Annotated in this window: 20 protein-coding genes and 7 tRNA genes; 7 read left to right on the forward strand and 20 right to left on the reverse strand. The window is 48.4% G+C overall.

Going from position 1 to position 24,296, the window contains the following annotated elements; all coding sequences use genetic code 11:
• Positions 1 to 33: 33 nt before the first annotated feature.
• The 13 genes from C9J01_RS08795 to C9J01_RS08855 all read right to left on the reverse strand — a co-directional run bounded on the left by C9J01_RS08795 (position 34) and on the right by C9J01_RS08855 (position 7,650).
• Positions 34 to 798: a glutathione S-transferase N-terminal domain-containing protein gene (locus C9J01_RS08795; RefSeq protein WP_107297763.1), complete on the reverse strand. Its 765-nt coding sequence runs from the start codon at positions 796 to 798 to the stop codon at positions 34 to 36.
• Between the two features lie 207 nt (positions 799 to 1,005).
• A tRNA-Val gene (locus tag C9J01_RS08800) sits at positions 1,006 to 1,081 on the reverse strand.
• Positions 1,082 to 1,128: 47 nt separating this feature from the next.
• Positions 1,129 to 1,205, reverse strand: a tRNA-Val gene (locus tag C9J01_RS08805).
• Between the two features lie 35 nt (positions 1,206 to 1,240).
• Positions 1,241 to 1,317 (reverse strand) — tRNA-Val (locus tag C9J01_RS08810).
• A gap of 27 nt (positions 1,318 to 1,344) precedes the next feature.
• Positions 1,345 to 1,421: transfer RNA gene (locus C9J01_RS08815), tRNA-Val, on the reverse strand.
• Positions 1,422 to 1,449: 28 nt separating this feature from the next.
• Positions 1,450 to 1,526: transfer RNA gene (locus tag C9J01_RS08820), tRNA-Val, on the reverse strand.
• 27 nt (positions 1,527 to 1,553) lie between these two features.
• Positions 1,554 to 1,630 (reverse strand) — tRNA-Val (locus C9J01_RS08825).
• 28 nt (positions 1,631 to 1,658) lie between these two features.
• A tRNA-Val gene (locus tag C9J01_RS08830) sits at positions 1,659 to 1,735 on the reverse strand.
• A 283-nt stretch (positions 1,736 to 2,018) separates the two neighbouring features.
• Positions 2,019 to 2,807, reverse strand: a complete 789-nt coding sequence (locus tag C9J01_RS08835) for a ParA family protein (RefSeq protein ID WP_107297764.1) — start codon at positions 2,805 to 2,807, stop codon at positions 2,019 to 2,021.
• 80 nt (positions 2,808 to 2,887) lie between these two features.
• Positions 2,888 to 3,148: a DUF5062 family protein gene (locus C9J01_RS08840; RefSeq protein ID WP_107297765.1), complete on the reverse strand. Its 261-nt coding sequence runs from the start codon at positions 3,146 to 3,148 to the stop codon at positions 2,888 to 2,890.
• A gap of 127 nt (positions 3,149 to 3,275) precedes the next feature.
• Complete coding sequence (locus tag C9J01_RS08845) at positions 3,276 to 4,319, reverse strand: DUF3080 domain-containing protein (protein ID WP_107297766.1); 1,044 nt, start codon at positions 4,317 to 4,319, stop codon at positions 3,276 to 3,278.
• Between the two features lie 100 nt (positions 4,320 to 4,419).
• Complete coding sequence (locus C9J01_RS08850) at positions 4,420 to 5,790, reverse strand: MATE family efflux transporter (RefSeq protein ID WP_107297767.1); 1,371 nt, start codon at positions 5,788 to 5,790, stop codon at positions 4,420 to 4,422.
• A gap of 96 nt (positions 5,791 to 5,886) precedes the next feature.
• Positions 5,887 to 7,650 carry a diguanylate cyclase domain-containing protein gene (locus tag C9J01_RS08855; RefSeq protein WP_158264513.1) on the reverse strand — a complete coding sequence of 588 codons (1,764 nt, stop codon included), beginning with the start codon at positions 7,648 to 7,650 and terminating at the stop codon, positions 5,887 to 5,889.
• Positions 7,651 to 7,852: 202 nt separating this feature from the next.
• Here C9J01_RS08855 and C9J01_RS08860 point away from each other — a divergent pair, with 202 nt between their 5' ends.
• A complete protein-coding gene (locus C9J01_RS08860) occupies positions 7,853 to 8,467 on the forward strand; it encodes a riboflavin synthase subunit alpha (protein WP_107297769.1) in 615 nt (204 codons plus the stop codon).
• A 107-nt stretch (positions 8,468 to 8,574) separates the two neighbouring features.
• Here the strand turns inward: C9J01_RS08860 and C9J01_RS08865 are convergent, their stop codons facing one another.
• The 3 genes from C9J01_RS08865 to C9J01_RS08875 form a co-directional block, all read right to left on the reverse strand.
• Positions 8,575 to 8,778 carry a CPXCG motif-containing cysteine-rich protein gene (locus tag C9J01_RS08865; protein WP_107297770.1) on the reverse strand — a complete coding sequence of 68 codons (204 nt, stop codon included), beginning with the start codon at positions 8,776 to 8,778 and terminating at the stop codon, positions 8,575 to 8,577.
• Between the two features lie 523 nt (positions 8,779 to 9,301).
• Positions 9,302 to 10,165: a fructosamine kinase family protein gene (locus C9J01_RS08870; protein ID WP_107297771.1), complete on the reverse strand. Its 864-nt coding sequence runs from the start codon at positions 10,163 to 10,165 to the stop codon at positions 9,302 to 9,304.
• A gap of 230 nt (positions 10,166 to 10,395) precedes the next feature.
• On the reverse strand, positions 10,396 to 11,292 hold the full coding sequence (locus C9J01_RS08875; protein WP_107297772.1) for a LysR family transcriptional regulator: 897 nt from the start codon (positions 11,290 to 11,292) through the stop codon (positions 10,396 to 10,398).
• A 154-nt stretch (positions 11,293 to 11,446) separates the two neighbouring features.
• On the opposite strand from C9J01_RS08875, the gene C9J01_RS08880 reads away from it, so the two are divergent.
• The 6 genes from C9J01_RS08880 to C9J01_RS08905 all read left to right on the forward strand — a co-directional run bounded on the left by C9J01_RS08880 (position 11,447) and on the right by C9J01_RS08905 (position 18,556).
• The gene (locus C9J01_RS08880; protein WP_107297955.1) at positions 11,447 to 11,839 is read left to right on the forward strand and encodes a RidA family protein; all 393 of its coding nucleotides are present in this window, start codon (positions 11,447 to 11,449) and stop codon (positions 11,837 to 11,839) included.
• 4 nt (positions 11,840 to 11,843) lie between these two features.
• Positions 11,844 to 13,298 carry an aldehyde dehydrogenase family protein gene (locus tag C9J01_RS08885; RefSeq protein WP_107297773.1) on the forward strand — a complete coding sequence of 485 codons (1,455 nt, stop codon included), beginning with the start codon at positions 11,844 to 11,846 and terminating at the stop codon, positions 13,296 to 13,298.
• Positions 13,299 to 13,308: 10 nt separating this feature from the next.
• Positions 13,309 to 14,301, forward strand: a complete 993-nt coding sequence (locus C9J01_RS08890) for a membrane dipeptidase (protein ID WP_107297774.1) — start codon at positions 13,309 to 13,311, stop codon at positions 14,299 to 14,301.
• Between the two features lie 94 nt (positions 14,302 to 14,395).
• Entirely contained in the window at positions 14,396 to 15,988 is a 1,593-nt protein-coding gene (locus C9J01_RS08895) for a BCCT family transporter (protein ID WP_107297775.1), read from the forward strand.
• Between the two features lie 106 nt (positions 15,989 to 16,094).
• Positions 16,095 to 17,810: a hypothetical protein gene (locus C9J01_RS08900; protein ID WP_237156914.1), complete on the forward strand. Its 1,716-nt coding sequence runs from the start codon at positions 16,095 to 16,097 to the stop codon at positions 17,808 to 17,810.
• A complete protein-coding gene (locus tag C9J01_RS08905; protein ID WP_107297777.1) occupies positions 17,807 to 18,556 on the forward strand; it encodes a DUF3726 domain-containing protein in 750 nt (249 codons plus the stop codon). The genes C9J01_RS08900 and C9J01_RS08905 overlap by 4 nt, the downstream gene beginning before the upstream one ends.
• A gap of 102 nt (positions 18,557 to 18,658) precedes the next feature.
• Here C9J01_RS08905 and hutH read toward each other — a convergent pair whose 3' ends face one another.
• The 4 genes from hutH to hutI are packed head-to-tail and all read right to left on the reverse strand — an operon-like array spanning position 18,659 to position 24,233.
• Entirely contained in the window at positions 18,659 to 20,191 is a 1,533-nt protein-coding gene (gene hutH / locus C9J01_RS08910; RefSeq protein WP_107297778.1) for a histidine ammonia-lyase, read from the reverse strand.
• 23 nt (positions 20,192 to 20,214) lie between these two features.
• Positions 20,215 to 21,906: a urocanate hydratase gene (hutU, locus tag C9J01_RS08915; RefSeq protein ID WP_107297779.1), complete on the reverse strand. Its 1,692-nt coding sequence runs from the start codon at positions 21,904 to 21,906 to the stop codon at positions 20,215 to 20,217.
• Positions 21,907 to 21,961: 55 nt separating this feature from the next.
• Positions 21,962 to 22,987: a formimidoylglutamase gene (gene hutG / locus C9J01_RS08920; protein ID WP_107297780.1), complete on the reverse strand. Its 1,026-nt coding sequence runs from the start codon at positions 22,985 to 22,987 to the stop codon at positions 21,962 to 21,964.
• A gap of 13 nt (positions 22,988 to 23,000) precedes the next feature.
• Positions 23,001 to 24,233 carry an imidazolonepropionase gene (gene hutI, locus C9J01_RS08925; RefSeq protein WP_107297781.1) on the reverse strand — a complete coding sequence of 411 codons (1,233 nt, stop codon included), beginning with the start codon at positions 24,231 to 24,233 and terminating at the stop codon, positions 23,001 to 23,003.
• Positions 24,234 to 24,296: the final 63 nt, after the last annotated feature.

Below are 24,296 nucleotides of genomic sequence, written 5' to 3' on the forward strand. Positions count from 1 at the left end.
AATTGTGCAGTGAAGCAGTCTTCACGGCTATTGTCATTGCTGATAAGTCTGTTCAAGGTAATCAACAATATCGGTCGATTCAAACATTGATTGATGGGTATTGGGATCCATGAGAAAGGGCACTTGCACATTGCCATGTTGTTTGAAGAAGGCTTCACGCTTGGTGTTAGGCAATGGTTGATAAGGCTTCAGGCTCCAACGCATCGTCGCCGGCCCCATATCTGATACCTGCTGCTTGCCAAGGTTGATCAAAATATACGGCAGTTCCAATTCACACAGTTTTTCGCGTACCGGCCTTGCATATGGGCTGGACTCAAAACTGTACAGGATCAAAGGAAGTTCAGGTTGATTTGATGGTAGGGCATGACTACCAGCGTTCAACCTGACCGTTGCTGCTAGGGTTGAGCTTATCTCGTTAGTGGCTTTACTCAGTAAAGAGGTTGCTGAGCTAACCTGTCCATAATGTTGGTTGAGGTGTTTGAGGATAGCTTTCGCGCCCTGCATGGCTTTGGACTGGTTATTATCTACAAAGACAGGCGGCTGGATACCATCACCTTTGCCAGACTTGGCTTTTAGTGCCTCGAGGTTTTTGCCGCCTTTGGGGCAGGGCACAATCAGGATATCTAAGTTCAACTTGGTCAGCGCTTCGCGGACCTGTCTACATTCGGCATCATTCTCTTGGTCAAACAGCATAAGTGTTTGTTCTGGTTGCTCAGTTGTTTTATCCGCCACGGTGCCTTGCCAGCAGCGATAAGTAGAAGCAAGCAGTGAGGTGGTAACGTTTAGAAACTGATTCATTGTTAACCTAATTCCTTTTGGTAAGAACAACGCATTAAATTAGTAATTTGCTGGTGGGCATATCTATTCTAGTCGATGAAAGACAGAACATTCAGTGATTTAGCTTACATATTGAGTGTGGTGCATGCAGCTGATGCCAACACGAATCCTGCAAGGGCAGTTAACAGAAAGCAAAAAAGCCTGTTCCGAAGAACAGGCTTTTGTATGTGGTGGGCGATACCGGGCTCGAACCAGTGACCCCCTCCTTGTAAGGGAGGTGCTCTCCCAACTGAGCTAATCGCCCGAATAAACGCTTGGGAGCCTCAAAGAGGTAGTGCGTTTATTGGAATTTGGTGGGTCCGGGCGAACTCGAATCGCCGACCCCTACCATGTCAAGGTAGTACTCTAACCAACTGAGCTACGGACCCAAATTTATGTACTTCTTAGCGGTTAAGTAAGAAGTTGGTACGACCGAGTGGACTCGAACCACCGACCCCCACCATGTCAAGGTGGTGCTCTAACCAGCTGAGCTACGGTCGTACTGTCATTATCATGTTTAAGTGATAATGGTGCGTCTGAGTGGACTCGAACCACCGACCCCTACCATGTCAAGGTAGTACTCTAACCAGCTGAGCTACAGACGCATTTTGTGTTCTAAATTAAGCTAGAAATTGGTACGACCGAGTGGACTTGAACCACCGACCCCCACCATGTCAAGGTGGTGCTCTAACCAGCTGAGCTACGGTCGTACTGTCATTATCATGTTTAGGTGATAATGGTGCGTCTGAGTGGACTCGAACCACCGACCCCTACCATGTCAAGGTAGTACTCTAACCAGCTGAGCTACAGACGCATGTTGTGTTCTAGATTAAGCTAGAAATTGGTACGACCGAGTGGACTCGAACCACCGACCCCCACCATGTCAAGGTGGTGCTCTAACCAGCTGAGCTACGGTCGTACTGCGTTCCCGTGGGAACGAGGAGCATATTAGCGAGTGATGATCCCTCGTGCAAGTGTTTGAGTTGGCTTTTTTAAGTTATGGCGACTGTTTGCTTATGCTTTGAGCGCGGCGGATTATTTCTCACCGCCAACGGGGATAAAATTGTGATTTCAATCACTTTTATCAAGTGTCGCGTTCATCCAGTTAGGTCATTGAACTTGTGATAAAACAACACCAGCAGCCATTTTTAGGTGACTGCTGGTGTTCGCTAATAGTGAAAAAGCTATCTTGCTACTGTGGTTTAACTGACTTCAGCGCTTGCAGTTTGTTCAAGTGTTGCAAATAAATCGTTGAATGATTGGGTAAGCTTATGCGAAGGCAGTAAGTGGATCAGCGGTTGCTGGTGGTAGTGTGATTCTTTCATCTTGATAGATAGCGGCAAGTAAGGCTCGAGAATAGGTAAGCCAATATCTTTCAGATCTGCAATAATCTGCGCTGGGAACTTGGCTTGGGCGTTGAACATATTGACGATAACCCCTTCCACTTCAAGCTTAGGGTTATGATCATCACGCAGTTCAGCCACATTGTTGAGCAAGGTCATCAATGCCTGTTGCGAGAAGCTGTCGCAATCGAACGGAATTAACAGCTTATTTGCACCGATAAGCGCAGCTTTGCTGAAGAAATTCAAGTTGGGTGGGGTATCGATATAAATTCGGTCGTATTCCTTGTCTAGCTCATCAAGGGCATCGCGTAGTTTGTAGATTTTATAGCGGCGTTCTAGCTCCGATTCGATTTTTTCAAGTTTCGGGCTGGAAGGAATAATATCGAGGTTTTCAAATGGTGTGGCCTGAGGATAAGACTTGATTGGCGTCGACACCGAGAACCACCCGACAGTTTGGTTTAGCAGCTCAGCAATATTCTTGTTGTTGTCATTATTGATATCAAAGCCAAGGTAATGGCTGCTGTTACCTTGGACATCCAAGTCGATAAGAAGGGTTTTATAGCCTTTAGCGGCACTGATTGCGGCCAGGTTGGCTGTAATACTGGATTTACCAACACCGCCTTTTTGATTGAAGACAACACGACGCATAATGCTTGAACCTACCTTGGTAACTATGTGTAAATGTTTAAAACGAATAGGCTATCTTAGCCTAATATGAGCTGCAATGCTTATTGTAATAACTCGTGGTCGGGTGGCAGAAGCCGTGAAATCCACAAAATGAGTTTGTGTTTCATGTTCGGGCCGTCTTCTTTGTCTTCAGGGAGTGGGGTGATTTGCTTGAACTGCACCAATAAGCGGTAAATGCATTCCACTTTGTCTTTAGATGAAACGGACTTGTCCAAATCATCAAACCCTTGTTTTTGGGCAAAAGCCATGCCCAGTTCAAGTGCTTTTTTTAGCAGCTTTGCATCGTTCTTGTTTTTCTTCATTTCTGGCTCCGCCTAATGTTATTAGTTTTATCTTAGAGCCTGTTGCCACGCATTTATAGCAACATGGCGCATTTCTTTGCGCTGAGTCTTTGAAATTGTTAGCAGAACAGGAGTAACCGCTAGCGAGTTAGTGGATACCCACTTTGATATTGCAGCGTTTGAACGTCCTTTTCCAGAAGCTAACGTGCTTGAGTGTCGCTTGCCTGAAGTTGCGGTGTAATTCTCCGCTAAGATATCGGTCGAAGTAAGGGCCTATCGCTGGGTTTTGGTTTAGTTCCGGATCGAGCAGCTCGCTGAGGGCGGGGGAAATCTGTTGGTATTGCGAATCCAGCTCGGCAAGATAAGGCTGTAGTTCATTGACAAAGAATTTGTAGAAGACATTGCTTAGGTACTCGGCTTGTTGCTGGTTACGGTTTGGACCGCAAATCAGTGCGGATTCGTTATCTTCAAGCATGTTGGTTATGCTATCTAGCCACAAGGTTGAGAGGTGGATAGAAAAGATAAGCTGTCCGAAATAATGGTGTGCGTGAAGTTGTTCTTGGTGTTTGATAAGCCTATCGGCCTGTTTTTCTCCGACACTGCTTCCTGTCTGGATATGTTGCTGGATAAAGGCGAGATAGTTAAATGCGTTTAGGCTTTCATCGAAGCCATAAAATAGGCCCAGTTCGAAGGGTTGATGGTGTATGGTCAATTGCTGCCGCCACTCTTTTTCTGTCGTGAACATATTCCACAGGTGCTGGGCAAGTTGGGCCTGCTTTTGCAGTTTGAATCCTTCAAGCATTGGCAGCACTTCGGAATCTTCCGGCAATACTTCCTGGCAGTGATTGAGCCCATTTAACAGAATAAGCTCGTACCTAAGCTGCCGTGTTTTGTCCTGTACTTTACCGAGTATGGAGTTGCGCTCGGCGATGAGGTTAAACAGGCCGCACTTCCTCAATTCATAAGCATCAAGCAGATCTATACGAATATCTTCAATCGGCAATAAGAGTTCTCTCGGCTCAGGGAATGCCTCTATCTCATCGATATTGATCGTTGCTGGTGAGGTATCAAGGACATTTGCAAGCCTATCGTTATAAGTGTTGAAGCTGCGTTTGGCTGTATTGGGCTCACACCCCGTAAGAGCTAAGAGGAGAATAAGGATTGTGAGTAAATGATGGGGCTTTGTATACATTAATTAGAACTTGTCACTGGCAGTATGATAAGTATACGCAGCAAAACAAAAAGGCGACCATTGGCCGCCTTTAATTCTTGAACTTGCAAGGAAATTTAACTTAGCGCAAAGACATCTGCAGTTGCGCGTCATCATCTTGCTTCTGTACCCAGAACATCCTAGAGGCCAACATAAGTGCTGCAGCTGTTAGGCCGATAATGTTTCCGATCCAGAAGCCATGTGGGCCCATTGGGTCTACTATCCAATCTGTCATGCCGAGTATATAGCCAATCGGCAGGCCGAGGATCCAGTAGGCAATGAAGGTACGGATAAAGATGGCTCGCATGTCCTTGTAGCCCCTTAGTGCACCTGCAGCAACCACCTGGATCGCATCAGTACACTGGTAGATGGCTGCCAAGAACAATAATTGTCCAGCAATCATGATTACTTCACGGTTATTGGTATACATCTCGGCAATAGGTTCGCGGAGTACAACCGTCATTACCGCTGTCATTGCTGCCGTGACAAAAGCCACAATCAAACCACAACGACTAGCAATTTTGGCTTCATTGAAGTCTTGTCGGCCAAGAAGGTGGCCAACTCGAATACTTAGCGCAGCACCTAAACTCATCGGGATCATAAAGATCAGCGACGAGAAGTTACTGGCGACCTGGTGGGCAGCCACTATGGTCGAGCCTAAGGGGGAAATCAGCAATGCAATAGCGGCAAACAGTGAGACTTCAAAGAAGATTGAAGCGGCTACTGGAAAGCCAAGCCGGAACAGGCGGATGACGGCTTTAATCTGCGGCTTCTGCCAGTGGTCGAAAATACCAACGCTACGCAGTTTTTTATTGTAGCGGATGTATATCAACATCGAGAAGAACATCAGCCAGTAGACAATCGCGGTTGCGACACCACAGCCGACACCCCCTAGAGCGGGCGCACCAAACTTGCCGTAAACAAAGATCCAGTTAAGTGGGATATTGCAAGCTAGGCCAATAAAACCGATAACCATAGCAGGCACTGTCATTGAAACCCCTTCGGTGAAGCTTTTCAGGGTTTGGAAGAACAGGAAACCCGGAACGGCAAACAAGACCGCATACAAGTAGCCCGTAGTTTTCTCTGCCAAAGCTTCTTCGACATCCATCATGTCAATCAGGGTGCCAGCGTTATACAACACCAAGATGATAGGAACAGAGATTAATGCGGCAAGCAGAAAGCCGTGCTGGACTTCAAACGGGATTTGATCACGTTTGCCAGACCCATTCAGGGTAGCAACAATAGGCACAAGGGCGATAAGCAGGCCAACGCCAAACAGGATCGCAGGTAGCCAGATACTGGCAGCAACTGATACGGCAGCCATATCTGTTGCACTGACGCCCCCCGCCATAACAGTATCGACAAACCCCATAGATGTTTGAGCAACAGAAGCAATCAGAACAGGGATAGCCAATTTTAGAAGGTGGCGTGTTTCACGCCGGTAGTTGTGCACGAAAGCGCTCCTGATTGAAGTAAAAATAACGCGGGAATTATAACGATTAGATAAAGCGACACAATTCACATTGAGTAAAAAGAGGGTGTAGGGCGATCAATCGTCTAACTCAATCACTGCTCTGTTCTTACCACCTAGCTTCGCCTCATAGAGTAACTTGTCAGCTACCGCATAGGATTTTTGTGGGTTGGCAGTACAGCGGCTTGCGCCAATACTGGTTGAGATAACCACCGATATCCCATCATTCCTGTACGGGGTTTGAGTAAGTGCCGTCAACAACGTCTGGGTGATGGCTTCAACCTCTTTGCGAGATAAGTCTGCTAACCATAACGCAAATTCTTCACCGCCAATGCGACCGAATAGACACTTTTCAGGTAAAACCGCCAGACAGGTTGCCGTGAAATGCTTGAGGATATTGTCTCCCTCAAGGTGCCCATAAGCATCATTGATGTGCTTAAAGTTATCGATATCTAAAATGAGTAGCCAGCCCCTGTGATAAATACACTTCTCATCAAGCTGTTGCCAGAAGTAACGCCTGTTTGCGATGCCCGTTAACGCATCGAAATAGGCCATTTGCTGAAGCTTGGCATTGGCGGTACTGAGGGCTTGGGTACGCTCTTTGACTCGAGCTTCCAACTCTTGATTTTGCTGCGCCAATAGGGCGTTAAGGCGTTTGGTTTCTTGCTGCTGGCTATCAAGCTTGTGAATGGTGAGCTCAAGGTTGTGCTGCATTTTATTGAATGATTTGGCAAGAGTACCCAGATCGTCATCACGGGTAATGGCGATTTGGCTCCCCCAGCGTCCTTGACTGATTTGCTCTGCTGCCTGAGTCAGCGATTGAATCGGTGTGCGAATATGTCCTGCTGCTTTGCGGCCAAGTAAGATTGCAATGATCACCAAAATAATCGTGAGTAGAATAGCTACACGCTGCGCGGTCACCAATTCCGGGGCAAAGTCTGTCATCGGCGAATAAAAAGCAATTTTGACCAAATCACTTTTTGCTAGCGTGTAATCCGTGATAAAACCCGCCCATTCTTGCCCTTTGTGTTCGACCAGTAACAGGCTATTTCCCTTGTTATGATCTTCATTTATCAATTTATTAAGAATAGGGGCTGTACTGTGGCTTATTTTTGTTAGGGCTCCGCCTTTAGGCTGATGGGACTCAGAAGTGCTGGCCAGGATGACTTGGTTCTTGTAAAACAAAACAACATCGCCATGTTCACTGAGCTTACTCTTGCTCAATTCTTGAATAACGGTATTGAGGGTCAAGTCCAGGCCCCATACGCCCAATAGCTTGCCGTTATCATCACGCTGGGCTTTGGAGAGGGTAATACCAAGCAACGAAGGGTCAAAGGCACCGGCGTATATATTACTCCAGACAGGATAGGTCACCTTGGTTGCATTCTGGAACCATTGTTTGGTTCTGACATCGAAGTTAGCGGTTGAATTGATGAGCTCTCCCTTACTGCCGAAATGGTCCGACTCAAAGTGATTCAATTGTCCCGCTTTCCCATTTTCAGTCTCTATCAGGAAATAGCGCTGATTGCCTTGATGCCCTGCTGAAAGTAGTCCGCCTTCCATATTACCAAAGTAGAAATAATCTATTTCGTCGTGATGGTTGAGTACATTGGTAATATGATGAAGCAAGGCAGTTCGGTCCTTAACAACCTCACTCAACTCTGACTGGATGCGCTCTTGATGCTCATAGACTTTATTGGCATCGGTGAAGAATTCATCTAGGTGATTGATAACGGCTTGGCTTGCATGCTGGTAAATATTTTCGATTGTGTGGTGGACAATCCTAACGGCACTTTGGTGCCACAGGAAGCCAATCGGCATTGCGGTTAGGACAACTAACAATGCTAACAACACCTGTATGTGCCTGTTAAGATTATTTCTTAGGTGTGCAAGCATGTTGAGTCCAATACAGTACGGGCTTCAAGAAATGGGTAAATATGTGCTGAGGATATAGGGTTAAACCTAAGAGTGCAATTTGGCTTGCTTTTTACCGAGACAATTTATTGCTAACATGCTGAAAGTTAGCTTATCCGCAGGAGTTGTTATGTTTACCGGAATTGTACAGGGCACCGCAGAAGTTATTGCGATTGAGAAGAAACAAGCGTTCCAAACCCACGTTGTCCGTCTATTTGGCAAGATGCGCGAAGGTTTAGAAATTGGTGCCTCTGTGGCGCATAACGGCTGCTGTTTAACGGTGACCCAACTTGAGGGTGACAATGTTTCATTCGACTTGATGCAAGAGACCCTAGCTGTCACAAACTTAGGTGAGCTAAATGTTGGCGATAAGGTGAACATTGAGCGAGCTGCAAAGTTTGGTGATGAGATTGGTGGCCACTCTATGTCCGGTCATATCAATGCTGTCACGCAGATTGTTGATATCGAAGTCTCGCCAAATAATACGACGATTTGGTTCAACATCCCTGAATCATACAATAAATATATTTTGCGTAAGGGTTATATAGGTTTGGATGGTTGTTCACTGACCATTGGGACTGTGGAAAAAGAGCGTTTTTGTGTCCACCTAATTCCTGAAACTTTGCAAAGAACCTTATTTGGCGCTAAGCAAGTCGGCGCTCAAGTTAATATTGAAATCGACCCACAAACACAAGCCATTGTTGATACTGTTGAAAGGGTATTGGCAGAAAAGGGCCTAGAATAAACCAACAGATTTAGAGCGCAGTGATTCAAATAATGAAAACCCCTACATATTTGTAGGGGTTTTTGTTTTTTTGATGTTGGTGATAATTGAACATCAATATTCAGATATTAAAAAATTTGCTCATCATCAGCATCGACATACAAATTGATGGTTTTATGTAACTCATCAACTTGCATATTTAGATGAATGGCATGGCAACAGGCAGGGCAGTCATCATAAAACTCTTGGCTACCCGCACTGGCATCAAGGGTGATAGGGATGTTGTGGCCGCAATGTGGGCATACCACTATCTGCTCTGAAAAATTCTTCATAGTGTACTCCTTGCAAACTTATGACAAGAATTAGCATCCAATTTGCAATAATTCTCAAGAACACGACCGGTTCAGTTCAATGATTTAACTTTAGCGTTAAGCGTTCGTTTTCGCCTCAAATTAACTATAAAGTTTGAAGTGATAGAAAAAACTGAAAAAGAAGTCACAGTCAGCGATTAGAACCAGAAAAAAGGGTAGACGTTTAAATTTTTGTTTATATTAATAAATTAAAACGTAGGTCAAAGTTGGAACATTTTTGCTGTGAATGTGTGAGGTAAAAAGGTGCAAAAAATATGATGGTTTTATTGGCGCCTTTTTAAAAATATAACCTTACTCAGTAGATGCGAGAAGTTGCTTATTTACTTCGAGTAACGAGTTAAGTTTGTGATCAGCAATGGCCCAGATAAGGTGAATGATCGACAAGCTGTTCCATGGTTTGGGGGTAAAAACGCAAACCGGAGCTAGGTTGCTCCGGTATTGAAGGGTTCAATTTTCACATAAATGATGAGCGGCTGAAATACGCTTATTTCAGCCCGAGTTTGTCCATCATTTGCTCAGCTTGGGTGATGTAACTGCCACCAAATAAATTGCAATGATTAAGCACGTGGTAGAGGTTGTAGAGATCTTTACGTTCCTCGTAACCATCGTCCAGCGGCCAGACGGACTGGTAACCTTCATAGAAACTAGGTGGGAAACCACCAAACAGCTCGGTCATGGCGATATCACACTCGCGATCGCCCCAGTAACTGGCAGGATCAAAAATGATCGGCCCGGTTACAGTGAGGGCGGTATTGCCGTGCCAAAGATCACCGTGGAGCAATGATGGTTTAGGCTGGTGGTGGACAAGAAGATCGATAACCTTACCTGTGATCGTGTCAATGTTGCCAAAGTCGATCCCTTTTTCTGAGCAGAGCTGCAATTGCCATGCAATACGCTGCTCGGCAAAGAAACGGCACCATTTGCGCCGCCACTGGTTGGGTTGCGGGGTCCTGCCCACATAGTTGTCGAGATCAAACCCGTACTCACCTTGATCGCCCCAAGCGTGCATTCTTGCCAACTGTTCGCCAAGTGTATAAGCCGATTGGTTATCAATCACTTTGGTTGGTAAGTAGTTGAGTATGATAAAAGCACGGTCTTTGGTCGCACCAAGGTGGATGAACTGAGGCACCTGAATGCAGTCAGTTTCGTTGAGCATTCTCAAGCTTTCGGCTTCTGTTTCGAACATCACAAGCCGTTCGCGGTCATTGAGCTTGACGAAGTAGCGCTCGCTTTCGTCGCCGATGCAGTAGCATTCATTAATGTCACCGCCTTCAAGCACTTCCTTTTCGCTGATTTTGAATGGTCTATCCAATACCTCAGAAAGTTGGTGAGAAATTGCTTGCCACATAGCATCCTCCACGAAACATCAATATCCAGTTAGGCTCGTTGCCTCTCAACATAGTAGTCTATTTATTGAGCTAATAACTGGGTATTTATCAAGGTTTTAAAGTTTGATGGCTAAATCGAGACATATGAATCTTTGATTAATTTTCTTTTTCCCAAATTAAAAGACCAGTTTGTTGCCGTTGGAGGCAGCAAATGAGAAGCGCTTGATGGTACTTACTCTTGTATTACCTCTTATTCATTGAGGGATTGGCCTGTGTACATAAGGTACTCAACACAAAGGGAATAGAACGCATCAGCCTGGGGCGAAATGGTACGGTCAGCTAAGCGGAATATGCCGATGTCGCGCTTGAGTGGGGGATCGATCAATGGCCGCCATACCAACTTGGTTTCGTTGGTTGGAAAAGCTAATTTAGGCAGTGTGGTGATTCCTATCCCTAGCTCGAGTACCGAAAATAACGAGGTGATGTTTTCAACCGAATAGAGGGCTTTCTCACTGAGCACCCTTGCAGGCGTTGGTTCTAACAGGCTACAAGTCCCGTTGCGGATGAAGGGCTGCTTGAGCAGCGTTTCCCAGTTGACCCCCTGTTCGCACTCTGCCAAAGGATTATCTTGAAGGCAGACCACACCAAGGGGATCAGACAGTAGAGGAGTGAAAGAAATAGCATCGTCTTCAAGCTGTGAGCAATTGCCTAAGGCTAAATCCACTTCACCTGCTAGTAACCGGGCCTCAACGCCTGCGGCATTATCATCTATTAGGCTGACCTCTACCTTAGGATAGCGCTCGCAAAAGGCGGCTAATACGCTTGGAATGAGCTTAGCGGCTACCGAAGGGACACAGGCAATCCTCACTTTCCCTTGCTGGCCAGATGCGATGGCTCTCAAGTCATTATCCAAATCGTGATAAATACTGATAAATTGGGTGACTTTCGGGTAGCAGACTTTGCCAAATGGAGTGAGCTGCGCTTTATGCCCGGTTTCAAATAGCGCTTGCCCTAAAGTGCGTTCCAACTCTTTCACTGACGTTGACAGTGCAGCCTGTGAACGGTTCGCGCGTTTTGCCGCTGCTCTGAACCCACCTTCTTCGACCACCATCACAAAATGAATCATTTGCTGAAGCTTAATTGCCATTGCTACCTCCTTGTGAGCCCTTTATCCATCATGCCTGAACTCAAGTGTTAAATAAAATTTATCAATTGTAAAAAATTAACCGTTAGATATATCAGTACAGCTAGTGCATGATTTAACCAACTTGAAACATCTTGATTACAAAGTGGAGTTGAGCGTGAGCCTTCAAGAAAATAAGCAAGCTGTTAAAACCTCTCTATTTGCATCGAAAGCCCCTCTTGAGTGGGCAATCACCCATAACGGAACGCTTTACACCGCGCAGATCCCTATCGACCAAAACGGGGGGGTGGTGGAAGGCGGTATCGAAGCACAGACCCGCAAAACGTTGGACAACCTTGTTCATACCTTGGAATGCGCAGGTGAATCGCTGGATTCCGTCTTGCAGGTACTGATTTATGTCACCGATAGAGAGTACCTTGCTACCGTCAACAAGGTTTACGCTGAGTACTTCAATGCCCCATACCCAAATCGTGCTGCCATGGTAGTTGCGGGTTTAGCACGGGAAGAAATGTTAGTTGAGCTAGTGGTTTATGCCGCGGTGAAGGAATAAGGAAATGACAATGACAATTCAAGCAGAGCAGTCCCTTTATATCGCAGGTGAGTGGCAGTCAGGCCAGCGCACTGTTGCAAACATCAACCCCTCAGACATCAGCGAGAACTTGGGTGACTTTGCCCAAGCAAGCCAAGCTCAGGTTCAACAAGCGATTGATGCCGCCAATGCGGCGCAGCCTGAGTGGGAGAAAACGCCAATGGAGCGCAAGCTGGCAGCCCTTCAGGCCATTGGTGATGAGCTAATCGCCCGCTGTGACGAACTGGGGCGATTGCTATCTAGTGAGGAAGGTAAGCCGTTTGCGGAAGGCCGTGGCGAGATTTACCGCGCTGGTCAGTTTTTCCAATATTATGCCGCCGAAGTGCTACGTCAGGTTGGTGATACCGCCGCTTCTGTTCGCCCAGGTGTTTCTGTGGAAGTAACACGTGAAGCGGTAGGTACCGTTGCCATCATATCGCCTTGGAATTTCCCGACGGCGACAGCGGCATGGAAGATTGCCCCCGCACTGGCCTTTGGTAACAGCGTAATCTGGAAGCCTGCCAACCTAACACCAGCCAGTGCAGTTGCACTGACTGAAATCATTGCCCGCCAAGGCTTGCCTGCAGGTACGTTTAACCTGGTACTGGGCAGCGGTGCAGAAGTCGGGGATACGCTGATTAACTCACAGCAGATCCAAGCAGTGAGCTTCACCGGTTCGGTGGAAACTGGCCGTAAAGTGGCGGCGGCCACGGCGCCTAATTTTGTCCGCTGTCAGCTTGAAATGGGCAGCAAGAACGCTTTGATTATCGCTGATGATGCCGACATCCAAATCGCTGTTGAAGCAACTATTGCGGGTTCTTTCTCCGGGGCTGGGCAGAAGTGTACGGCTTCATCCCGTTTAGTTGTGATGGACGGTATACACGATGCCTATGTTGAAGCCTTAATCAAGCGTATGAGCGAGTTGAAAGTAGGCCATGCATTGGAAGATGGCATCTTCATGGGGCCGGTGGTTGATGGCAAGCAGCTTGAAGCTAACTTTGGTTGGGTAGAAAAAGCCCGCCAGAGTGGTGCTGAGCTAGCTTTTGGTGGCGAGCGCTTGAATCTGCAGCATGAGGGCTATTACATGTCGCCAACCCTGTTCTTAAACACCCAAAATAGCTGGGAAGTGAACCAAGAAGAGGTTTTCGCGCCTATGGCCTGTGTTATCAAAGTCTCTGATTTGGATGAAGCTATTGCCACTGCTAACGACACACGCTTTGGTCTTACTGGCGGCATTATCACCCAGAGTTTACGTACCAGCGCATTGTTTAAAGAGCAGATTCAAACCGGCTGCGCCATGGTCAACCTTCCCACGGCGGGGACGGATTACCACGTACCTTTTGGCGGCCGTAAAGAGTCGAGCTTTGGCCCTCGCGAGCAAGGTCAGTATGCCAAAGAGTTTTACACCGTAGTGAAAACTGCCTACCAGCGTCCTTACTAAGGAGTAGCCTATGTACCAGCAGGAAATTGTGATTGATGGTTTGCAGTACTGCCATTGGGACCGGGAATACTTCCAGACCTTAAAGGCCAGCGGTATCCATGCCGTCCACGCTACCTTGGTGTACCACGAGAATGCCCGTGAAACCTTGACCCGTTTTGCCGAATGGAACCTGTTGTTCGAACGCAATGCAGATTTGATCATGCCGGTGACTTCGATGGCTGATGTTGAACGCGCCAAGGCACAAGGCAAGGTCGGTATATTGTTCGGGGCACAGAACTGCTCACCAATTGATGACGAAATTGGATTGGTTGAAGTCATGAGGCGTCAGGGCCTTCTGATTATGCAGTTGACCTACAACAACCAAAGCCTGCTGGCGACAGGTTGCTACGAACAAAACGACAACGGTGTGACCCGCTTTGGTAAGCAGGTGATTGAGGAGATGAACCGTGTCGGCATGATCATCGACATGTCGCACAGTGCCGAACGTTCAACCCTTGAAGCGATAGACCTATCGTCACGCCCGATTTGTATCAGCCATGCTAATCCTACTTTCGCTCATGATGCGTTGAGGAATAAATCGGATACGGTCATCAAGGCGCTGACGGCTAGGGGTGGTTTATTGGGCTTTAGCCTCTATCCATTCCATTTACCCAATGGCAGCCAGTGTACCTTGGAAGACTTTTGCCTGATGGTTGCCCGTACCGCAGAAATGGTCGGGGTTGAGCATCTTGGTATCGGTAGTGATTTGTGCCTGAACCAACCGCAATCGGTGCTGGAGTGGATGCGAAACGGCCGTTGGTCGAAAGCGATGGATTACGGTGAAGGTTCAGCAAGCAATTCGGGCTGGCCTGATGCCTTGCCTTGGTTTAGCGGTAGCCGTGGGATGGAAAACATCTACAACGGTCTGATCAAGACAGGTTTCAGTAAAGCCGAAGCTGGCCAAGTCATTGGCGGTAACTGGTTCAACTTCCTGCAAAGCGGTATTGAGCCCGCCGAGCAGTAACACAAGTACATAAAAGGCCTGCCATTCCAATAACTCTAGCAGGCCACCTAATTATCTTTGCCCAGACAAATCCACCAACCGCTGGAGACAATTTATGTCTGACATTATGAACACGGCAAAGGCTGAAACCATTAATACTCAGCCTGCGCAGAATACCACACCCCCTACAACAGAAACCTTAACCGACAAACTCGGCGTCAATAACCCAGTGCTCTGGCTAAGTGGTGGTTTTATCGCTCTGTTTGTCACACTCGCACTCTATGACAATGAATTACTGTCTTCTTTTGTAAATACCGGGTTTGCCTGGTCGGTTAAATACTTTGGCCCTTACTGGCAAATTCTGCTGTTACTCACTTTTTTGATTGGCCTCGCTTTGGCAGCAGGTAGGACAGGGCACGTTAAACTTGGCAATATTGATAAGCCTGAAACCGATGCCTTCCGTTGGATTGCCGTTATGCTGTGTACCCTTCTCGCAGGGGGCGGCGTGTTCTGGGCTGCGGCTGAGCCGATTGCCCACTATGTTAGCGCTCCACCTCTTTACGGCGAGGCTGCAACCCCTTGGCAGCAGGCAATTAACAGCCTTTCGCAGTCATTCATGCATTGGGGTTTCCTTGCATGGGCGATCACAGGATGTCTAACCTCCATCGTGTTGATGCACCTGCACTATGATAAAGGGCTACCGCTAAAACCACGCACTTTGCTTTATCCTTTGCTCGGTGATCGCGCCCTCAAGGGAGCCATTGGCGCAACCATTGATGCTTGCTGCATTATTGCGGTGGCGGCAGGGACAATCGGCCCTATTGGCTTCCTTGGCCTACAAATTAGCTATGCATTGAACGCCCTGTTCGCTATTCCTGATGGTTTTAGTACTCAGCTAATCATTATTCTGTTTGCCATCGCAATCTATACCATCTCGGCCTTGAGCGGCCTTAATCGTGGGATCCAAATCCTCAGCCGCTGGAACATCATCTTAGCCGTTGGCCTTATGCTTTACATCCTGCTGGTCGGCCCGACAAACTTTGTGATTAATGGTTACCTGCAGGGTGTTGGCACCATGCTGGACAATTTCATACCAATGTCTACTTACCGTGGCGATGAAGGCTGGTTAAGCTGGTGGACGGTTTTCTTCTGGGGCTGGTTCCTAGGCTATGGCCCTATGATGGCTATCTTCATTTCGCGTATCTCCCGTGGCCGTACAATTCGCCAGTTAGTCATGACCCATAGTGTGATGGCGCCGCTCGTGACTTGCTTTTGGTTCACCATCGTAGGTGGTACTGGCGTGGCTTTTGAAGTGGCCGACCCTGGCTCAGTCAGTAAAGCGTTTGAAGGTTTCAATCTTCCGGGGGCATTACTGGCTATTACCCAGCAGTTACCGTTCCCGCTGATTGTGTCGATTTTGTTCTTGATCCTGACCACGATCTTCATCGTGACCACAGGTGACTCGATGACTTACACCATCAGTGTGGTGATCAGTGGTGAGACCGAGCCGAATGCTTTCATCCGTACCTTCTGGGGCGTGATGATGGGATTGACGGCACTTATCTTGATTTCCCTTGGCTCCGGCGGTGTATCGGCATTGCAGTCATTCATTGTGATCACCGCGGTACCGGTATCGCTCATACTGCTGCCGTCGCTATGGGATGCCCCTAAAATTGCGATGAAGATGGCAAAAGAGCAAGGGGTCTAACCCTATAGGCTCAAACGGATTGACACGTACTCTATCAACAACATTCCCGGGCGGTAGTTGGACGCCTTAAACCAGAAACATAATTATAAAATTGGTGGTGAGCAATATGGATGCACATCGTTCCCTGAAATCTAATAACACCTTACGCCTGCCAGAAGTGGTTATGGCTCCGGAAAGACTAGGTGCTATGCACCAAAACCGGATTAGTTTTGTCCGTTACTTTATTCGCCAGATGGCGCAGAAAAAGTGGCAGGTAAGCCAACACGATTGGCAACTGTCACCTGAAGGTTACGGTCATGCGATTTATCGGCTTGAAACCCAGCAACACCAGTACCACCTCGTGGTGTTCTGCGATGAAATCAGCGATGAAGAGCGTAATGACCGTGTCATTGCCGAAAAGTGGGATGTCACATTTGCCCTTATTCAGGGAGAGGTTGATACCTCGTTGCTAGAAAGGTTACGAGCTAATGTGCCGTTACAGGAAGCAGGCCGTAACCCTAACAGTGCCTTGGTACTCGCACGTGCCAATAAAAGCGTGCGGGTATTCGAACACCTTGTGTCAAACCTTGCTGAGGGCAATCAGCCAGACCCACAACAGTTGGCGAATGTCGGATATATTCTGCGCACCACTGCGGTATATGGTAACGGAAAGTTCGGGATTGCAGATTTCAAACTGCTGGAAGACAACCCGGATTTCCATCAGTCTTTCAGCGCCCAGATGTGTGCCGTTTATTTACTGCGTGAGTTCAGCCTTGATTGGATTCATTATCTAGCCAAGCAGCGAGGGGGTGAAAAAGCGACAACCTTGCACCGCTCACTGCAGCGCTATCTGGGGGTGGGCAATGCCACCGGATTGGGGATGGCTCCCTACCTGATCAACCACCCTTGTATTGTTGATCAGTGGATGACGACACGGGAGCAAGCCCTCGCTGAGATTTTAGGCCAGCCTTTTGACCGGGCTAAGTTACCTCAGTTAGACCATTTACTGGGACAGGCGGTTATTCACCTAAACCAAGTCGTGACGATTGATGATCACCAACGCTTATTGAACAAGCAAGCCAAAGAAGAGCTAACCACTTTCAGAAATGTTATTGCCAACTTAGCACCAGAGAGCACAACGGATTGGCATGCGCTTGTTGAGCATTCTCAAAGTAGTGGGCTGGAAGCCCAAGAAATCATTCTTTCTTGTTTAATGGAGCTTTACCCCGATATTGCAGACAGTTTTCAAGAGAAAATGAACTGTGATGAGACGTTGGCGCTGACCAGCGGTAAGAAAGTAAAAGATCTTATGTTGGTATTAGAAAGTCGCTACCGCTGGGCTATAGATACTGATTTCCAATTGCCTGAGAACAGCTATTGGTTCTGGTACCGTTCGCAAGACAAAGAAGAGCCGCGCCTTGGCGTTCGTGGTGAAGAGGCAGGTGAAGAGCGGGAATTGCCGCTCGATATTGGTCGTCAGGTATACCGCTTGTATAGCGCTTTACTGCAAAGTGAGCCGCAACAAACCTTGGCCGAGTTTTTGGTCCTGAACCCGCAGTACCGGGGGATTGCCAAGCGAGCATGGACTTTGGGTAACAAAGTCATGGGTGATATCCAGATGAATGTATTGCACAAAGGCTCGCTACCTATGCACTTGTTGCGTTGTAAGTTGGCAGTATTTGGTGCGACCAAGTTCGACCCGCGTTCCGACCGTTGGGTGCAAGTGACGTTTTTCCAAGGCGCTCCTTTGCTGGATGAAATTCACGATGGGGAGTGGCTCTTCCCAATCCTACCATCAAGCCAAGAGTTATCATTGCCCGGTTTAGCAGGAGAAGCAAAATGATTGTATCTCATAATGAGCTAGTGACTGCCGTAAACAAAGCATTCCTAGGGTTACGTCGCTGTTGTGGTGAAGCGGATGTGATAGCAAATATGGTCGCTGACTTGCAACTGGTTGGTCTCAACGGAGTCGGTCATTTCAATAAAGCCGTGCCTTTTTTGGCTAACGAAAAGGATAGCCCGGTTACCTTGGTAAAGCCTACACAGGACAAAATTGAAGTCGACATGGGTGGGGCAAGTTTGGTTTGCCATTTACCTAGTGTGATTGATTATGCGGTCGAACAGATGGTGAAGGTGAAAATACTGACGATCCATGTCAGCAATTGCCACAACCGCTGGCTTGCCTATAGTGAACTGGTAAAACTGTCAGCGAAAGGGTTGGCCTGTAAGGCGCAGTGGTCAAATGGCTCCGATAGGAGAAAGACGCTCTATGTGCTGAATAAAGGCTGTGTATTCCCTGAGTTATACCAGTCCGATGAGCGCTCTGAAGACCATGTTTCAGAAGCCTATGTAAATGTTCATGATATGACTATTGAATTGTCGGTTTCTAACTTCGCTTTTCCCTCTCCGAGTATTCTAGGGTATCAGCAAATCGATTCAGCCAGTTTACGAAATACCTACGTAAACGCTTGGCGTGAGGGGATACAGGTTGACGATGCAGAGTGGAAGAAACTCAAACAAGCTGCCACGGTATTCTTAGTTGAGAACAGTGAAGTTTCTGCCAAAGGGGCGGGGGAGCTCGTTGTCTAACAGCAAAAAATCAAATAGCAATTAACAAGAAATAAGCGCCCCATATTCAATTAATATGGGGCGCTTTTTTATATCCCTACATTATGGGTTGATCATCGCGACTTAAAAGCTAGGCAACAGTTGTGATGGCATTAGCGTGTTGTAATGGGCTTCCAGCAACAGTTCATTGGCTTTTTCGATATCCGGTGCGAAGTAGCGGTCTTTATCGTAGAAGCTCACGCGTGCACGCAGCATTTCCTTCGCTTGCTCCAAACGTTCCGAACTGCGGTTTGGCGAGCGGAAATCCAAGCCTTGTGCTGCTGCAAGCAGCTCAACCGCCAAGATCCCCCGGGTATTCTCCGACATGTCTTTGAGTCTGCGACCGGCAAAAGTGGCCATAGAGACATGGTCTTCTTGGTTTGCTGAAGTCGGCAGGCTATCGACAGAAGCGGGATGGGCGAGGGTCTTGTTCTCGCTGGCCAGTGCCGCTGAAGTCACCTGCGCAATCATAAAGCCGGAGTTCACGCCACCGTTATCGACCAAGAAAGGCGGTAGTTTGCTCAGCCCGCTATCGATTAACAGTGCCATGCGGCGCTCTGACAAGCTTCCAATTTCAGCAATGGCGAGGGCAAGGTTGTCCGCAGCCATGGCAACCGGTTCGGCATGGAAGTTACCCCCCGAAATGATGTCGCCATCTTCGGCAAACACCAATGGGTTGTCAGAAACCGCATTGGCTTCAATCTCGAGAATATCTGCAGAGTGGCGGATCTGCTGCAGGCAAGCCCCCATAACCTGAGGCTGACAACGGAGTGAGTAAGGGTCTTGGACTTTTTCGCACTGCTGGTGCGAAAGGCCAATTTCACTTTCCTTGTCCAGCAGGTGACGATAGGCCATCGCGGCATCAATCTGGCTACGGTGACCGCGTACGCGATGGATTCGCGGGTCAAACGGACGGCGGCTGCCAAGTGCAGCATCAACTGACATAGCACCACAAACGGTGCCCGAAGCATATAGGTCTTCGGCGGCAAACAAGCCTTCAAGCGCAAAAGCGGTAGAAGCTTGTGTACCATTGAGCAGCGCTAAGCCTTCTTTTGGTGCTAAGGTAATAGGTTCTAGGCCTGCTATTTTCAGTGCTGCTGCACCGCTGATAATTTCGCCATTGTGCCTAGCCTGTCCTTCACCTAAAAGCACCGTGCTCATATGAGCCAATGGCGCAAGATCGCCTGATGCTCCAACCGATCCTTTTTGTGGGATACAAGGGTAGACTTCAGCGTTTACTAGCGTGATTAGCGCATCAACCACTTTTGGTCGGATCCCCGAATAACCACGGGCAAGGCTGTTGATCTTCAAGGCCATCATCAGCCTGACGGTATGATCTTCCATGAACTCGCCAATGCCAGCGGCATGGGACAATACAATACTGCGTTGTAGGGTTTCTAGATCTTCTACGGCAATACGGGTGTTGGCAAGCAGGCCAAAACCTGTGTTGATGCCGTAAACGACCCTGTCTTCTGCGATCACCTGCTCAACGGCCTGGGTACTTGCTAACATGTCATCATAAGCTGTGTCGTTAAGTGACAGTGTCACCTTGTGGCGACTGATGTGTCGCAGCTGCTTGAGAGACAGTTTCCCCGGATTGATTTCAATTTGGTACATACAACGTCCTTTTGGTGATCTTATTATTTTTGGGTTGAAGGGATCATCGGTAAGTCTAGGCCTTGTTCTTCGGCACAGTTAACCGCTATGTCGTATCCGGCATCGGCGTGGCGCATTACACCGGTTGCTGGGTCATTGCGAAGTACACGGCCAACACGTTCGGTGGCCTCATCCGTTCCGTCACAGACAATAACCATGCCGGAGTGCTGTGAGAAGCCCATACCTACACCACCACCATGGTGTAGTGATACCCAGGTTGCGCCTGAAGCTGTGTTTAGCAATGCATTAAGTAGTGGCCAATCTGACACAGCGTCAGAACCATCCATCATGCCTTCGGTTTCACGGTTAGGGCTGGCGACCGAGCCGGAATCGAGGTGGTCACGACCAATGACAATCGGTGCTTTCAGCTCACCGCTCTTGACCATTTCATTGAACGCTTTGCCTAGGCGAGCACGATCTTTAAGGCCCACCCAACAGATTCGTGCTGGCAAACCTTGGAACTGGATACGATCACGGGCCATGTCGAGCCAATTGTGTAGGTGGGGATTATCAGGGATCAGCTCTTTCACTTTCTGGTCGGTTTTATAGATATCTTCTGGATCGCCAGAGAGGGCAGCCCAGCGGAAAGGCCCGACACCTTCGCAGAATAGCGGACGGATATAAGCCGGAACGAACCCCGGGAAGTCGAAGGCATTCTCTACACCGACCTCAAAAGCCATCTGGCGGATGTTATTGCCGTAATCTACGGTTGCAGAACCTGCTTTCTGAAGGGCGAGCATCGCTTCTACCTGCACGGCCATAGATGCCTTAGCGGCTTTTACGACCTCGGCTTCATCGCGCTGCCGCATCTCGGCAGCGTGCGCCATGGTCCAACCTTGTGGTAGGTAGCCATTCAATGGGTCATGGGCAGAGGTTTGGTCGGTAGTACAATCAGGCACAATGCCACGTTCTACAACTTCAGGGAAAACATCGGCCGCATTGCCAAGCAGGCCCACAGAAACAGGCTTACCGGTTTGTTTTGCTTCTTCGATAATAGCCAAGGCTTCATCAAGGGAAGTTGCCTTGCAATCAACGTAACCAGTACGTAGTCGGTAGTCGATACGGCTCTCATCACATTCAACGGCAAGCATTGAGAATCCAGCCATAGTGGCTGCAAGAGGCTGAGCACCACCCATACCACCAAGGCCACCGGTTAGGATCCAGCGACCAGAACTGTCACCATTGAAGTGCTGTTTTGCCATGGCAACAAAGGTTTCGTAGGTACCTTGTACGATGCCTTGGGAGCCGATATAGATCCAGCTACCAGCGGTCATTTGGCCGTACATCATCAAGCCTTCTTTATCGAGTTCGTTGAAGTGCTCCCAGTTAGCCCAGTGAGGGACCAAGTTTGAGTTAGCGATCAACACCCTAGGTGCATTGCTGTGGGTCTTGAATACACCAACAGGTTTACCTGATTGAACCAGTAAAGTTTCATCTTCTTCAAGGCGCTTTAGCACCTCAACGATTTTGTCATAGCACTGCCAGTTCCTTGCAGCACGGCCAATGCCGCCATATACCACCAAAGCATGTGGGTGTTCGGCCACGTCAGGATGGAGGTTGTTCATCAACATCCGAAGTGGGGCTTCGGTTAACCATGACTTGGCATTAAGCGTTGTGCCTGTTGGGGCAATAATGGTGCGGCTTTCATCCAAGCGAGGCTGGGTATCGTGTGTCATGTGGCTCTCCTTGCAATGCTGTCACTGTAATGGGTTATAAAGACAGCGGCGTTGATTAACGTAGGGCACGGGCGATGGTCCAGGCCAGTCGCGCTGCGAGTCGTGCAGTTTGGTTGTCGATATCAAATCTCGGGTTTAATTCAGCCATATCAGCAACCAGCACTTTCTTTTCTCCAGAAGGTGTTTCGGCTGCTAATACGGTATTTATTAATGGTTCAATGATGTCTTGCGGTACTCCTCGTGCTGCGGGCGCGCTGACCCCCGGTGCGGTGCTGGCTGGAAACACATCAATGTCGATGGTCAGGTAGAGGTAATCGCATTGGGCGATAAAGTGCTCCAATGACTCTATGATCAAAGGCAAGCGCTGGTGGGTGAGCTCACAGTCGTCGAAATAAAGCACGCCCAACTTGTCGGCTTTTTCATAAAGCGCCTGAGTATTGCCTGCGCGGCTCAAGCCAAGGCAGGCATAGTTGAATGGCCAGCCCTGCAGTTCGCAAAACCGTGCAATTTGCTGGAAAGGTGTCCCCGAACTGCCTTGTTCGGCAGAACCCCCAGAAGGCGGGTTACGCAAATCAAAATGGGCATCGAAATTGATAATGCCAATTTTGGGAACCGGGAGGGTTGTGGCCAAATCATCGGGCTCTATCACACCGTCTTGAGCGTGCTGTTTTTGCAGCAGGTAACTGCCTATACCTTGGAAAGTTCCCCAAGCCACTTCGTGGCCACCGCCGAATACGATCACTTTGTGCTTTTGGCGAAGTGCACGGCAGACATCGGCTCCCAAGCGTTGCTGGGCCTGTTCAAGGTTGCCATCATTGCAGCAAATATCGCCGCCATCATAAACGGGCTCGGTATGGTGCCAGGCTAGGTTTGCCAGCGCTTTTCTAATCGTGATAGGGGCATCATAAGCCCCGGTACGGCCTTTGTTACGGGAAACGCCTTCATCACAGGCAAAGCCGAGCAGCATAATGCCAGCATCGTTGACTTCATCCGCAGGCTTGATCACCTCATGCCAGCGTAATCCTAAGTTACCGTCTTCTGGGTCGCTGCGGCCTTGCCACACTGTCATATCTACTGACATGGGGGACTCCTCCTTATTGCCCTGAACGAGGTAAACTAGCTTGGTTGAACAGTTCACCATTGACTATTCGCGCCTTGAGATCAGGCACACCAAGGCGGTATGACAGCTCGGCTGGGTGCGATAACTGCCAAATGGCTAAATCAGCTTTCATACCCTGACAGATTTGTCCTCGCTGCTCTTGAAGCCCAAGTGCTTTGGCGGCATTGATTGTCACACCGCGTAAGCACTCTTCCGGTGTTAATCGGAACAAGGTGCATGCCATGTTCATCATGGTGCGGATAGAAGCGATGGGAGACGTACCTGGGTTGAAGTCAGTGGAAATTGCCATCGGCACATTCAGCTGACGTAGCTGATCGAGCGGTGGCATCTGGCTTTCACGAAGGAAATAAAATGCGCCGGGAAGCAAGGTCGCGACAGTGCTACAAGCGGCAAGGGCTGCTACACCTTCGTTATCAAGGTACTCAATATGATCAACCGACAAGGCGCCCATTCGAGCGGCCATGGCGCTGCCACCTAAGTTGGAGAGCTGCTCAGTATGCCCCTTAATAGCAAGGCCATGTTTTTGCGCGGCTTGGAAGACTTGCTGGCACTGGTTGGTACTAAAACCAATGCCTTCACAGAATACATCAACGGCATCAGCTAAGTTTTCATTTGCGGCAGCAGGAATGATCTCATCACAAATATATTGGATATAGCTGTCGGGATCACCTGCGTATTCAGGTGGCAGGGCATGGGCAGCGAGCAAGGTCGTCGAAACATTGATATCCGGCATTTCGCCGATGCGACGTGCCACCCGAAGCATTTTCAATTCATCCTCAAGGGTAAGGCCATAGCCCGATTTAATTTCGACTGTCGTTACGCCCTCATTTTTCAGGCCCTGCAGCCGTTCGCACGCCAGTTGGAAAAGGGTTTCTTCTGATGCTTCACGGGTAGCTCGAACGGTAGATAAAATCCCACCACCCGCTTTGGCAATTTGCTCGTAAGGCACGCCATTGAGGCGCTGTTCGAATTCTTCGGCACGGTTGCCGGCAAAGACTAGGTGAGTGTGACAATCTATCAAGCCCGGTGTAACCAGTGCGCCTTGGCAATCAATGACTTCAGGGTGTCCGTGGCAGTCAAAATGCTCTCGGTGCCCAGCATACATAATCATGCCATCCTGAATCCCGATCATCGCATCGCTGATGACTTGGTAGCCATCTTCGCCTGCTAGGGTGACCATATTGATGTTTGTCAGCACTCTATCCATTTCGTGGCCCTGAAGTTATGTCCTGTTACGAACCCATATTGCTCATTTCATGTTTCTAGCAAG

Origin of the sequence: Photobacterium rosenbergii (genome assembly GCF_003026455.1) — a bacterium.
GTDB lineage: Bacteria > Pseudomonadota > Gammaproteobacteria > Enterobacterales > Vibrionaceae > Photobacterium > Photobacterium rosenbergii.

Coding starts and splice junctions, on each gene's coding strand:
- hutU (WP_107297779.1), bottom strand. CDS start 21,906: ATGACACACGATACCCAGCCTCGCTTGGATGAAAGCCGCACCATTATT.
- hutI (WP_107297781.1), bottom strand. CDS start 24,233: ATGGATAGAGTGCTGACAAACATCAATATGGTCACCCTAGCAGGCGAA.
- C9J01_RS08795 (WP_107297763.1), bottom strand. CDS start 798: ATGAATCAGTTTCTAAACGTTACCACCTCACTGCTTGCTTCTACTTAT.
- C9J01_RS08890 (WP_107297774.1), top strand. CDS start 13,309: ATGTACCAGCAGGAAATTGTGATTGATGGTTTGCAGTACTGCCATTGG.
- C9J01_RS08875 (WP_107297772.1), bottom strand. CDS start 11,292: ATGGCAATTAAGCTTCAGCAAATGATTCATTTTGTGATGGTGGTCGAA.
- hutH (WP_107297778.1), bottom strand. CDS start 20,191: ATGTACCAAATTGAAATCAATCCGGGGAAACTGTCTCTCAAGCAGCTG.
- C9J01_RS08860 (WP_107297769.1), top strand. CDS start 7,853: ATGTTTACCGGAATTGTACAGGGCACCGCAGAAGTTATTGCGATTGAG.
- C9J01_RS08905 (WP_107297777.1), top strand. CDS start 17,807: ATGATTGTATCTCATAATGAGCTAGTGACTGCCGTAAACAAAGCATTC.
- C9J01_RS08885 (WP_107297773.1), top strand. CDS start 11,844: ATGACAATGACAATTCAAGCAGAGCAGTCCCTTTATATCGCAGGTGAG.
- C9J01_RS08900 (WP_237156914.1), top strand. CDS start 16,095: ATGGATGCACATCGTTCCCTGAAATCTAATAACACCTTACGCCTGCCA.
- C9J01_RS08835 (WP_107297764.1), bottom strand. CDS start 2,807: ATGCGTCGTGTTGTCTTCAATCAAAAAGGCGGTGTTGGTAAATCCAGT.
- C9J01_RS08840 (WP_107297765.1), bottom strand. CDS start 3,148: ATGAAGAAAAACAAGAACGATGCAAAGCTGCTAAAAAAAGCACTTGAA.
- C9J01_RS08895 (WP_107297775.1), top strand. CDS start 14,396: ATGTCTGACATTATGAACACGGCAAAGGCTGAAACCATTAATACTCAG.
- hutG (WP_107297780.1), bottom strand. CDS start 22,987: ATGTCAGTAGATATGACAGTGTGGCAAGGCCGCAGCGACCCAGAAGAC.
- C9J01_RS08845 (WP_107297766.1), bottom strand. CDS start 4,319: ATGTATACAAAGCCCCATCATTTACTCACAATCCTTATTCTCCTCTTA.
- C9J01_RS08870 (WP_107297771.1), bottom strand. CDS start 10,165: ATGTGGCAAGCAATTTCTCACCAACTTTCTGAGGTATTGGATAGACCA.
- C9J01_RS08865 (WP_107297770.1), bottom strand. CDS start 8,778: ATGAAGAATTTTTCAGAGCAGATAGTGGTATGCCCACATTGCGGCCAC.